This window comes from Saccharomonospora halophila 8, from assembly GCF_000383775.1.
In the GTDB taxonomy this organism is placed as follows: Bacteria; Actinomycetota; Actinomycetes; order Mycobacteriales; family Pseudonocardiaceae; genus Saccharomonospora; species Saccharomonospora halophila.
In genome coordinates this window covers 34,581-46,523 of sequence record NZ_KB912554.1, presented here as the reverse complement: position 1 = coordinate 46,523, position 11,943 = coordinate 34,581, and the positions used below count along the sequence as shown (strand labels likewise).

Genomic DNA, 11,943 nt, shown 5'->3' with positions numbered 1-11,943 from the left:
GCTGGAGGGCGTGATGGTCGAGGCGGTCGCCGCCACCGCCGGGGTGCCCGCCGCGGCCGTACGGCGGGCGTTCATGCTCTCCGGTCGCCTGCCCGCCACGGCACACGCCGCGCTCACCGGCGGGGTCGGCGCCCTGGAACGCTTCGGGATCGAACTCGGCAGGCCCGTGCGACCCATGCTGGCCGCACCGGCCGGGTCGCTCGACGACGCGCTCACCGAGATCCCCGCCGCGGCGGTGGAGTACAAGCTGGACGGCGCCCGCATCCAGGTACACCGCACCGGCGACGACGTCCGCGTCTTCACCCGCACGTTGCGCGAGGTCACCGCGAGCGTGGGCGAGCTGGCGGACCTGGTGCGGTCCCTGCCGTGCACCTCGGCCGTGCTCGACGGCGAGACCCTCGCGCTGACCGACGAGGGCAGGCCCCGCCCGTTCCAGGAGACGATGTCCCGCTTCGGCAGCACCCGCGACGAGCAGGTGCGCGCCCTGCTGCTGCGTCCGTACTTCTTCGACTGCCTGCACCTGGACGGCACCGACCTGCTCGACGCGCCGCTGCACGAGCGCCGCGCGGCGCTGCGCCGGGGAGACCGAGCCGGAGGACCCGGCGGCGATCCTGACGGCGTCCCTGGCGGACGGGCACGAGGGCGTGCTCGTCAAGGCGCTGGACTCCCCCTACGCCGCCGGACGCCGGGGCCGGGCGTGGCTCAAGGTCAAACCCGCGCACACCCTCGACCTGGTGGTTCTCGGCGCGGAGTGGGGGCACGGACGCCGCACCGGCACCCTGTCGAACCTGCACCTCGGCGCCCGGGACCCGGACGGCGGGCCGCCGGTCATGGTCGGCAAGACGTTCAAGGGCCTCACCGACGCGCTGCTGGCCTGGCAGACGGAGACGCTGCCCCGCTACGAGACCCACCGGGACGGTCCGACGGTGTACCTGCACCCGGAACTGGTCGTGGAGATCGAGCTGGACGGGGCGCAGGTCAGTCGGCGGTACCCGGGCGGCGTCGCGCTGCGGTTCGCCCGGGTGCTGCGCTACCGCCCGGACAAGGACGCCGCCGACGCGGACACGATCGACGCCGTCCGCGCGATGCTGCGCGGCGGGACCGCCCCGACCGGGTCACCGGGTGGTGAGTGACACGGTCCGCGCAGAGCACGTAACCTGGACTCTCGTGCAGTTTCTGGATGGCCACCGGCCCGCTCACGATCTGACCTACGACGACGTCTACCTGCTGCCGAACCGCTCGGGGGTGGAGTCGCGCTTCGACGTCGACCTGTCCACCGTCGACGGCACGGGCACGACCGTCCCGGTGGTCGCGGCCAACATGACGGCCGTGGCCGGACGGCGCATGGCCGAGACGCTCGCCCGCCGCGGCGGCCTGGTGGTGCTGCCGCAGGACGTCGACGCCGAGGCGGTCGCCGACATCACCGCGTGGGTGAAGGACCGGCACACCGTGTGGGACACCCCGCTGGTGCTCACCCCGAACGACGCCGTCGCCGACGCCCTCAACCTGATCGGCAAGCGCGCGCACGGCGCCGTGGTGGTCGTCGACTCCGAGGGCCGCCCGGTGGGTGTGGTCGACGACCAGGCCTGCGCGGGGGTCGACCGGTTCGCCCGGCTGGCCGAGGTGCTGGACCCCTCGGTGTGGACGTGCCCGCTGGGCACCGAGCCGCGCGAGGTCTACGAACGCCTGCACGAACACGGCGAGCCGCTGGCCGTCGGCGTGGACGGCCACGGCCGCCTGGCGGGCGTACTCACGCAGGTCGGAGCCCTGCGCGCGAGCATCTACGACCCCGCCGTCGACGCCCGGGGCAGGCTGCGCCTCGGCGCCGCCGTCGGGGTGAACGGCGACGTCGCCGCGAAGGCGAAGGCCGTGCTGGACGCCGGGGTCGACGTGCTCGTGGTGGACACCGCGCACGGCCACCAGGAGAAGATGCTCACGGCGTTGCGGGCGGTGCGCTCGGTGTCGCCGCAGGTCCCGGTGGTGGCGGGCAACGTGGTGACCGCACAGGGCACGCGCGAGCTCATCGAAGCGGGGGCCGACGTGGTGAAGGTCGGCGTCGGCCCCGGGGCGATGTGTACGACACGGATGATGACCGGCGTCGGCCGTCCGCAGTTCTCGGCGGTGCGCGACTGCGCGGCGGCCGCCCGCGAGCTGGGCAAGCACGTGTGGGCCGACGGCGGGATCCGGCACCCGAGGGACGTGGCGCTGGCGCTGGCCGCGGGCGCGTCGGCGGCGATGGTCGGCTCCTGGTTCGCCGGCACCCACGAGTCCCCCGGCGACCTGCGCCACGACGAGCAGGGCAGGCCGTACAAGGAGTCGTTCGGGATGGCGTCCAAGCGCGCGGTCACCGCGCGCACCCGCACCGACAACGCCTACGAGCGCGCCCGCAAGGGGCTGTTCGAGGAGGGCATCTCCTCGTCCCGGATGGCACTGGACCCACAACGGCCCGGTGTGGAGGACCTGCTCGACTCGATCACGGCCGGGGTGCGGTCCGCCTGCACCTACGCGGGCGCGGCGACGCTGGAGCAGTTCCACGAGCGCGCGGTGCTCGGCGTGCAGTCGGCGGCGGGCTTCGCCGAGGGCAGGCCGCTGCCCACCGGCTGGTGACAGTGGACGTCGGTTCGCCGTCCCGGAGTGTCGGCTCGCGGGCATGGAGTGTCGACTCGCGGGCACCGGGTGGCGACTCGCGGGGGCCGGTCCCGGGTGTGAGCACCGCGCTCACACCCGGGACCGGTGGGTCAGTGCTGTTCCAGCATCTCGGTGACCAGGGCCGCGATCGGGGAACGCTCGGAGCGGGTCAGCGTGAGGTGCGCGAACAGCGGGTGCCCCTTCAGCTTCTCGATCACCGCCGCGACGCCGTCGTGCCGGCCCACCCGCAGGTTGTCCCGCTGCCCGACGTCGTGGGTCAGCACCACGCGGGAGGCGCTGCCCAGCCGGGACAGCACCGTGAGCAGCACGTTGCGCTCCAGTGACTGGGCCTCGTCGACGATGACGTACGCGTCGTGCAGCGAGCGGCCGCGGATGTGGGTCAGCGGCAGTACCTCCAGCATCCCGCGGTCGAACACCTCGTCCACGACCTCCTGGCTGACCAGCGCCCCGAGGGTGTCGAACACGGCCTGCGCCCAGGGCTGCATCTTCTCGTTCTCTGAGCCGGGCAGGTAGCCGAGATCCTGGCCGCCCACCGCGTACACCGGGCGGAACACGACCACCTTCCGGTGCATCCGTCGCTCCAGCACGGCTTCCAACCCCGCGCACAGCGCCAGGGCCGACTTGCCGGTACCCGCCCGGCCGCCGAGCGAGACGATCCCGACGTCCGGGTCCATCAGCAGGTCGAGCGCGATGCGCTGCTCGGCCGAGCGGCCGTGCAGCCCGAACACCTCGCGGTCACCGCGCACCAGCCGGGCCCGCTTGTCCGGCGTGATCCGCGCCAGCGCACTGGAGGAGCCCGCGAGCAGCCGCAACCCGGTGTGGCAGGGCAGTTCCGCCGCCTCGGGGCGGCCGTAGTCGCCGAGGTCGGCCTCCCCGCCGGAGAACAGGGCGTCGAGGGCCTCCTGCGGTACGTCCAGATCGGCCATCCCGCTCCACCCCGACGAGGTGACCTCCTCGGCGCGGTACTCGTCGGCGTCGAGGCCGACCGCGCCCGCCTTCACCCGCAGCGGGATGTCCTTGGTGACCAGCGTGACCGGCCCTTCACTCGCCAGATTGAGTGCGCAGGCCAGAATGCGGTGGTCGTTCGAGTCGGTGCGGAAGCCGGGCGGGAGCACCGTGGGGTCCGAGTGGTTCAGCTCCACGTGCACCATCCCGCCCTCGTCGGTGATCGGCACCGGGGCGTCGAGGCGACCGTGCGTGCGTCGGAGGTCGTCCAACAGCCGTAACGCCTCCCGGGCGAACCAGCCGAGCTCGGGGTGGTGGCGCTTGGCCTCCAGCTCGTTCACCACGACGAGCGGCAGCACCACACTGTGCTCGGCGAACCGGGTCATCGCCCACGGGTCCGACAACAACACGGACGTGTCCAGCACGAACGTCCGCACTGCCTGATCGGGGGACTCTGCCTGATCGGGGGACCCTGCCGGGTCGGTGGACCCTGCCGGGTCGGAAGAGGCTCCCGTAGCTCCGGAGCTGTCGGGGGCCGGGCGGCCGACGGCCTTTCGGGGTAAACGCTGCGCAGTCACGACGGCATCTCCCTCGGGGCGTTGGCACCACGCCCGCACTCGCTGGGCCGGGCACTGCCCTGGCTGGCCGGAGCCTCGACGCCGGGGCGTCAGGGCGTGCGGCCACGAGGGCCCGGTGCCGGCCCCCTCGTGCGCTTCGTGAACGGGTGGTTCGCTCGTGCGACCACCGTTCGCTCAACCACTGCCACGACCAGGGCCTCCCGTGACGATCCACCTGGGTTCGTGGACCGTCACCACGGAAGCTACCCCCGGGGCACCGGGAACGCAGACGGCCAGTTAGGTGAAACGGTGGAAGCAAAGCTCACGTTTAGTGAGCAAATGTCACGACACCGGGCGATCGACGCGAGAATTAATACTCCGTTCATGCGCCGTATCGACGATTGCGCACCGCATAGTCACGCAGAGCACGCAGGAAGTCGACACGGCGGAACGCCGGCCAGTAGGCCTCGGTGAACCAGAACTCCGAATGCGCCGACTGCCACAGCAGGAAGCCGGACAGCCGTTGTTCCCCCGACGTGCGGATGATCAGGTCCGGGTCCGGCTGGCCGGACGTGTAGAGGTGCTCGGAGATGTGGTCGACGTCGAGCGTCTTCGCCAACTCCTCGATCGAGGTCCCCTCGTCGACGTGCTGCTGCAGCAGCTTGCGCACGGCGTAGGCGATCTCCTGACGTCCCCCGTAGCCGACGGCGACGTTGACCACCATGCCGTTGCGGTGGTCGGTACGCTGCGCGGCGGCCGTGAGCCGGGCGGACGCCTCGGTGGGCAGCGTGTCCAGCGCCCCGACCATGGACACCTTCCACGGGTTGCCGGGCTGGGCCAGCTCGTCCACCACGTCCGGGATGATCTCCAGCAGTGCGGCGACCTCCTCGTTGGAGCGGTGCCGCACGTTGTCGTTGGACAGCAGGAACAGCGTCACGACCTCCACCTTCGACTCCCGGCACCAGCCGAGGAAGTCGACGATGCGCTGCGCACCCACCCGGTGCCCGCCGTTGACGTCGGTGAACCCGGCCTCGCGGGCCCACCGGCGGTTGCCGTCGAGGATGATGCCGATATGCCGGGGACGCCGCCCGGCGGCCTGTTGACGCAGGCGCCACGAATAGGCGGTGTAGACGACGCGGGAGAGGAACGACCGGAGGCTCACGTCCCGTGAGCGTACGCCTGGCCGTTGACGTGACGTACGCCGTCCTCCGGTGCCGTACCGGTGCGCGCCCCGCCTACGCTTCCGTAGCCTGGTCGACGTGAGCGTAGCGACGCGGAACGACCCCGATCCGGCCTCCTCGAACGCCCCCGTCGACACCCGCCCACGGCTGCGGGGCCATCTGCACTTCTGGAGCTTCTTCGGCGCGGCCGCGGCGGGCGCGGTGCTCATCGTGCTGGCGGCGGCGACGGTGTCCGGCACCGCCGCCCTGGCGACGTCGGTCTACGGCGTGACCGTGCTCGGTGTGTTCGGCGTGAGCGCGCTCTACCACCGCCGCCTGTGGAGCCCCCGCGCCTACGCCTGGATGAAGCGCGCCGACCACTCGATGATCTTTTTGTTCATCGCGGGCACCTACACCCCGTTCACCCTGCTGGCGATGTCCCAGCCGACCGGCTACGTCGTGCTCGGCGTGGTGTGGGGCGGCGCGGCGGCCGGGGTGGCGCTGAAGATGCTTTGGCCGGGTGCGCCCCGGTGGGTCGGCGTGCCGATCTACATCGCCCTCGGTTGGGTGGCGGTGTTCGTGCTCCCGGAACTGGCCACTGCGGGCGGCATCGCGGCGGTGGTGCTGCTGCTGGTCGGTGGCCTGCTGTACACCCTGGGCGCGGTGTTCTACGCGCTCAAATGGCCGAACTTCTGGCCGGACACCTTCGGCTACCACGAGGTCTTCCACGCCTGCACCATCGCCGCGGCCCTCACCCACTACATCGCCATCTGGCTGGCCATGTACGCCTGAGCGGGGGCCCGTCGTGTCCGGCCGGGCACTGAGCCTTTGCCGACCTGCTGGACGGGCAGGTCTGGGTTGGTCCGGCGTGGCGTGACCTGGGATGGGTGAAGCTCCTGGTAGACGGGTGATTGCCTAGATCAACTCGCCTCACCAGGAGCTTCGAAGTGTTATTCGACCCGTTCGGGATGACCGTGTCCAGCGGCGCGCTCGGCGTGCTGGCCGACGCGCTGCGAGCGCAGCGCAATCAGCGCCGAGCCCGCTGGCGCAAGCTGCCCGCCGGTCGGCAGGCCCTGCTGGTGGTGGCCTGCCTACGCAAGGGCGAGACCTACGCGGACCTGGCCTGCGGGTTCGAGGTCGGCACCTCGACGGTCTCCCGATCCATCCGCGAGGCACTCGAGCTGCTCGCCGCCATGGCGCCAACGCCGGAGCAGGCGATCGCGGTGGCCAAGCGCAAGGCGTTCGTAATCCTCGACGGCACTGTGCTGCGCATCGACCGGGTCGGCATGGCCGCAGGCTACGACCGGGCGTTCCACTCCGGCAACCACAAGTGCCACGGATTGAACGTACAGGTCATCGCGGACACGATCGGCCCACTCGTGTGGATCTCGCCGCCGCTGCCCGGCTCCGCCACGACATGGGAGCCGCCCGCGAACACGAGACCATCGACGCCCTGACCGCCCACGAGATCCCCGCAGCGGCCGACACCGCCTATCAGAGAGCGGGGCGACGATCGCGGTCCCGCAGCGGCGCCGCCGCAAGGATCCCGATACCGGCCGCTACCGGCGGCTGTCGAAGAACCAGAAGGCCGTCAACGCCGCCCACGCACGTCGTCGCGGACCGGGCGAACGAATCAACGCCGAGCTGAAGAACTGGCGGATCCTGCGCAAGATCCGCTCCAGCCCCAGCTACGCCGACAAGCTCATCGCCGCAGTTCACACCTTATGATCGCCAACACCTGATCAGGTTGGCAAAGGCTCACTACCCGTCGGGCAGATCGAACCAGCACACGTCCCCCGGCCGGGGCCACACCCCGCCACGCACCATCGCGGTCGCCTCCCGCTCGATCCGGGCGGCGGACTCGGCCAGTCCCGTCTCCCACACGGTGAACCCGTCCGTGCCGGGTACCAGAATGCCGTCCCGCACCAGTTGCGCCGCGGCCCGGCCGGTGCGATTCAGCAGGTCATCGGTCGGGCCCATGATCTCCCGGACCATTCCCAGCAACTCAGCGAAGTAGACCCGGTCATCCGCAGCCGCCTCCCCGACACAGGCCCACAACTCGCCCAGCACCGCTGATCCTACCCCCGCACGTCCACATGGATCTTCAGTGAGTAACCATCCCGCGTGCTGATGTCGATGGTCTGCTCGACCGTGGTCTTGGACTTCGCCGATAGCCGATCGTGGTCCCATCCGGGAGTACCAGCAACCGGCCCACGCACGTCGGCTTCTCAATCTCTTCCAGCCGTTGCCACGGCCTGGGATGGGGTGGACAATACTGACCATGTGCCCGTGCTCGGTGGACGAGCGTATGCCACGCTGACTTGGGGGTATCGAACATGTTGTAGGTTGCCACGCGTGCTGCCTCTTCGTGGCACTGCAGAGATAGCGTGCAGACGGCACCGCTTGATCGTTGGAGGAACCCACCGATCCGGGAGGATGCGGCCTTGGAATGAGACGACGGTGTGCGCCGTCGTCGACGGTGCGAAGCAATCAACAGGCGCAAGAGCATTCGCTGGGCAAGGTTGATTAAGGGCGGTGGGATACTTGGGACTTGACGAATGTACTCATGTATAAAGCGGATAGGTGCGGCCCGCGCGTGGAGACCAACGGGAATCCAGCTGTAGTCAAACGGCCTGATGCTGGTACTTCTACCGACAAGTTTAAGCAAGCAATAGAAAAGTACTCCAATATTGAGGTAGTTCAACGATATATTACGGGTGGCTCATGCGTTCTCGTTGATGACAGTCAATATGCTGAATTAAGGCAGCGCGTCGCCGCAAGGTTCGGCATCAGACATAATGAAATACTAATCATCGGTTCAGCGAAACTAGGATTCTCTATAGCGCCACGAAAGAGATGGAAGGCGTTCCATGAAGAAAGCGACATCGACGTCGCCATCACGTCGACGAATATGTACTTGAAAGTTTGGCACGAACTTTCTCGGTTGGTAGACTCTGACCACTTCCTTGATTGGCGCCGCAAGAGCAAATTCCTTCAATATAAGATCCATGGATGGATTAGGCCGGATTTGTTACCTCGCTCGCCCGCCTTGCCGCTGTCGGACGAGTGGTTTGAATTCTTTCGTTCGGTCACGACGGAAGGTACGTGTGGACCATACAAAGTAAATGCCGGACTATACTACGATATTGATTTCTTGGAATCTTATCAAGCTCGGGGAGTCAACCTCTGCCGAGAAGAAATTACGGAGGCACGATGAGGACGGCTGCAACTAACAGGCGTTTGCGTGTACTACTTACAGAGCTCCGCGAGGATCGCCTCACTCCTAATCCTGCCTTCCAGCGCCGACTTGTTTGGTCCAATGTGCACAAGTCGGCATTTCTTGAAACCGTACTTCAAGGCCTTCCGTTCCCAGAGATATTTATATCTGCTGGTCCAGTTAACCCGGAAACCGGCGAAGGCAAAGAACTTATCGTTGATGGCCAGCAACGTGTGACCACGCTGTACCAATACTTTACACATTCCCCCGACTTGAAGCTGACCAACGGCGTTCGCCCCTACTCGGAATTGAATAGCGAGGAGAAGATCGCTTTCCTGGAGTATGAGGTAGTGGTTCGAGACCTCGGTTCACTCACCGAAGAAGAGACGCGACAACTTTTCTATCGCATCAACTCTACATCATATGCACTGAATGCCATGGAAGTAAACAATGCCCGGTTCGATGGAGAGCTAAAGAAATTTTGCGATAAGCTGAGCGAGGATGACTTTTTTCAAGAAAACAACGTATTCACGTCATACGACGCTAAGCGCATGAACGATGTGCGCTGGTGTCTTACTCTCGTGATTACACTACTGTCGAACTACTTCAATCGTGACTCAGAGCATGAAATTTATCTTGAGAGGTACAATGACGAATTCCCTCAGGAGACGCAATTATCTCGCGACTTTCGCAAGGCCGCAAATTTCATAGACAAACTAGCACTGGGCGAGAAGTCTCGAGCATGGCAAAAGACTGATCTTTTTACATTGATCGTGGAAGTCTACCGGCTCGGATTAAGCGTCGAGGACGATGTTGAAACAGCAAAGAATCGTTTGGAAAACTTTTACGCGAAGGTGAATCGTATCGCGCGAGGAGTAGCTGAAGAACACGATCGTTTAGCAGCAGAATATTTTGCCGCTACCCGATCTGGGGCCAATGACCGCTCAAGTCGTGTCAGACGTGGTGTTGTGGTCAACTCGGTCCTGCAAGGCGATTCTGACGGATTTCGAACGCCAACGCCGAGATCGCTATGATATTCTCCGACTGCACGTATTGCGGCCGATCGCTCAGCTTGGGCAACGCCAGGCAGATGCGGCGCAACGATTCCAGCGGATCCTCGGGCACGAAGCCATCGTCGCCGCATCGCAGCGATCCGGCAGCCGTTCTCCCGAGCACGCCCTGCACGGAACACCCGTAAACGAAGGACCGGAGGACTCAGTCGTCGAACACGACGTCGCCGTCGACCACGGCGTCCACATCCACGCGGAACCTCTCCGCATCGATCGGAGGCAGGGCGGCCACGGCCGCGGCGATCTCGGCGGGCTGCGGTACGACCGTTCCCCCCGCGGGTGCGCACGGTCGGCCACCTGAGCCCTGACCGGAACCAACCACTCGCTCACGCCCCGCGCCGCAGCGCGGCGTCGAGGTGGTCGGCCAGCGGGCCGCGGGCCACCGGGCCGTGGCCGGGGACCAGCGTGTCGGCCCGCACGTCGCGCAGCGACTCCAGGCTGGTGCGCATCCGCGCCTCGTCGGTGTTGAACACGCCCGGCAGCAGTTGCGGCCCCTCGCCGAGCGTCGAGAGCGGGTGTCCGGTCACCAGGGCGTCGCCGGAGAAGAACACCCCCGCCTCCGGCATCAGGTAGCCGGTGTGCCCGCTGGTGTGGCCGGGGACGGACACCGGCACGAGCCGACCGGGGACGTCGAGGGCGACGTCGAACGGTGCGGTGTTCACCTCGGACAGGGCCATCCTGGCGTGCGGGAGCACCGCGCGCAGGGTCTGCGCCACCCACTTCACGCCGCGCGGATGGCGGCACTGGCCGAGCATCTCGCCCGGGGTGATCTGCTGGAGGTACTCGCGGCGCGCGTGCCGCGCCTCCTCCGCCCCGGTGTACACCGGAGTGCCGTACCGCGAGGTGAAGGTGGGAATGCCGCCCATGTGGTCCAGGTGGGCGTGGGTCAGCACGATCGCGGCCACGCTCCCCGGGCGTCTGCCGATCGCGGCCAGCGATTCCAGCACGGCCCCGGCGTCATTCGGGTAGCCCGCGTCCACCAGCGTGACGGAATCGCCCTCGGTGACCAGGGCCCAGTTGACGTTGGTGCCGGTGGCCAGGTGGACGTGGTCGTCGACCCGCGTGAGCTGCATCGTGTCCCCTGTCGGTCCGGGCGGCGCTGACTCGGCGGGGTGATCATAGAGCGTGCCCGGGCGATTTTCGACGGCGTGCGGCCCGCCTCGCCGGGTACGGTCCCGCGGATGACCGACACCGACGGCACCGTGGACCACGTGATCGACGCCGAACTGCGGCTGTTGAGGCCGGAGGTCCGGCGCGACGCCGACGAGGTGGCACGGCTGCTGCATCCCGGGTTCGTCGAGATCGGCTCGTCCGGGCGCCGGTGGAGCCGGGAAGAGATGCTCGCGGCCCTCGGCGGGATGTTCACCGAGGCCGACCGCCCGCGGGCCCGCGAGGTGGAAGCCGCGCGCCTCGCCGAGTCGGTCGTGCTGGTCACCTACCTCACCGAGCATCCCGGCCGCCGCGTGCGCCGCGGCTCGCTGTGGCTGCGGGACGTCGACGGCGCCTGGCGGTTGTCCTTCCACCAGGGCACGGTGGTCCCCGGCGCCGACGAGCGGCCGTGACCGGGCATGTCAGATGGGCTCAGCCAGTCGGGCGGCCAGCGACTTCGGGGCGACGAGCCGGTAGGCGTCGGTGACGATCTCGGTGACCTCGGCCCAGTCGACGTCGACGTCGAGCCGGACGCCGAGCCACCCGCGGTGCCCCACGTAGGGCGGGCGGAAGAACCGTGCCGGGTCCTCGGCCACCAGCTCCTGCTGCACCCCGGCCGGCGCCGGGCACCAGAACGCGACCCGGTCGTCGTGGTGGTGGTCGGCGTAGGTCGCCAGGGTCTTCTTCTCCCGGACGAACCAGGCGGGCTCACCGTGGCTGAGCCGCTCGCTCACCTCCGGCAACGCCAGGCAGATGCGGCGCAACGACTCCAAGGGATCCTCGGGCACGAAGCCATTGTCCCCACGACGCGGCGATCCGGCATCCGATTCTGCCGAGCAATGCCTCGCGGACCTCACGCAGGCGAAGGACTCAGTCGTCGAACACGACGTCACCGTCGACCACGGCGTCCACATCCGCACGGAACCCCTCCGCGTCGATCTGAGGCAGTGCGGCCACGGCCGCGGCGATCTCGGCGCGCTGCGGTACGGCCGTTCCCCCACGGGTGCGCAGTCGCCGTGGGGCTCGGCCCCGGACCGGCCCTGGTGACCGTACTCACGCTCCACGCCGCTCAGTATGCGCGAGCCCTCCTCGACAGGTCACCAAGGACCGGCACACATGCGACAGGCGGGTGGCGACCGGGCTCGGTCGCCACCCGCCTCGGGGGCACACGGGGCTCAGTCGCGGCCCGCCGGGAC

At 68.0% G+C, this 11,943-nt stretch carries 10 protein-coding genes and 2 pseudogenes; 7 read left to right on the top strand and 5 right to left on the bottom strand.

Annotation, left to right across the window (positions count from 1 at the left end; genetic code table 11):
• Both SACHA_RS23915 and guaB1 read left to right on the top strand, forming a co-directional pair.
• Positions 1–1,133, top strand: a pseudogene (locus tag SACHA_RS23915) (ATP-dependent DNA ligase); the annotation flags it as partial.
• A gap of 34 nt (positions 1,134–1,167) precedes the next feature.
• Positions 1,168–2,607: a GMP reductase gene (guaB1, locus tag SACHA_RS0111775; protein ID WP_019809928.1), complete on the top strand. Its 1,440-nt coding sequence runs from the start codon at positions 1,168–1,170 to the stop codon at positions 2,605–2,607.
• A 131-nt stretch (positions 2,608–2,738) separates the two neighbouring features.
• Here the strand turns inward: guaB1 and SACHA_RS0111770 are convergent, their stop codons facing one another.
• Both SACHA_RS0111770 and SACHA_RS0111765 read right to left on the bottom strand, forming a co-directional pair.
• On the bottom strand, positions 2,739–4,172 hold the full coding sequence (locus SACHA_RS0111770) for a PhoH family protein (protein WP_028663108.1): 1,434 nt from the start codon (positions 4,170–4,172) through the stop codon (positions 2,739–2,741).
• A gap of 361 nt (positions 4,173–4,533) precedes the next feature.
• The gene (locus SACHA_RS0111765; protein ID WP_019809926.1) at positions 4,534–5,313 is read right to left on the bottom strand and encodes an isoprenyl transferase; all 780 of its coding nucleotides are present in this window, start codon (positions 5,311–5,313) and stop codon (positions 4,534–4,536) included.
• Between the two features lie 97 nt (positions 5,314–5,410).
• Here SACHA_RS0111765 and trhA point away from each other — a divergent pair, with 97 nt between their 5' ends.
• Together trhA and SACHA_RS21730 are read left to right on the top strand one after the other, a co-directional pair.
• Positions 5,411–6,103, top strand: a complete 693-nt coding sequence (gene trhA / locus SACHA_RS0111760; protein WP_019809924.1) for a PAQR family membrane homeostasis protein TrhA — start codon at positions 5,411–5,413, stop codon at positions 6,101–6,103.
• A gap of 155 nt (positions 6,104–6,258) precedes the next feature.
• Positions 6,259–7,039, top strand: a pseudogene (locus SACHA_RS21730) (transposase family protein).
• Positions 7,040–7,072: 33 nt separating this feature from the next.
• Here the strand turns inward: SACHA_RS21730 and SACHA_RS0111750 are convergent.
• On the bottom strand, positions 7,073–7,381 hold the full coding sequence (locus SACHA_RS0111750) for a hypothetical protein (RefSeq protein ID WP_019809922.1): 309 nt from the start codon (positions 7,379–7,381) through the stop codon (positions 7,073–7,075).
• A 526-nt stretch (positions 7,382–7,907) separates the two neighbouring features.
• Between SACHA_RS0111750 and SACHA_RS24505 the strand changes: the two genes are divergently transcribed.
• Positions 7,908–8,528, top strand: a complete 621-nt coding sequence (locus SACHA_RS24505) for a hypothetical protein (protein WP_157601672.1) — start codon at positions 7,908–7,910, stop codon at positions 8,526–8,528.
• The gene (locus tag SACHA_RS23910; RefSeq protein ID WP_083935841.1) at positions 8,525–9,562 is read left to right on the top strand and encodes a DUF262 domain-containing protein; all 1,038 of its coding nucleotides are present in this window, start codon (positions 8,525–8,527) and stop codon (positions 9,560–9,562) included. The genes SACHA_RS24505 and SACHA_RS23910 overlap by 4 nt, the downstream gene beginning before the upstream one ends.
• Before the next feature lie 362 nt (positions 9,563–9,924).
• Here the strand turns inward: SACHA_RS23910 and SACHA_RS0111740 are convergent, their stop codons facing one another.
• On the bottom strand, positions 9,925–10,671 hold the full coding sequence (locus tag SACHA_RS0111740) for an MBL fold metallo-hydrolase (RefSeq protein WP_019809920.1): 747 nt from the start codon (positions 10,669–10,671) through the stop codon (positions 9,925–9,927).
• 108 nt (positions 10,672–10,779) lie between these two features.
• Between SACHA_RS0111740 and SACHA_RS0111735 the strand changes: the two genes are divergently transcribed.
• On the top strand, positions 10,780–11,160 hold the full coding sequence (locus tag SACHA_RS0111735) for a nuclear transport factor 2 family protein (RefSeq protein ID WP_019809918.1): 381 nt from the start codon (positions 10,780–10,782) through the stop codon (positions 11,158–11,160).
• 9 nt (positions 11,161–11,169) lie between these two features.
• On the opposite strand, the gene SACHA_RS0111730 is transcribed toward SACHA_RS0111735, so the two are convergent.
• Complete coding sequence (locus SACHA_RS0111730) at positions 11,170–11,535, bottom strand: MmcQ/YjbR family DNA-binding protein (RefSeq protein WP_028663107.1); 366 nt, start codon at positions 11,533–11,535, stop codon at positions 11,170–11,172.
• Between the last annotated feature and the right edge of the window lie 408 nt (positions 11,536–11,943).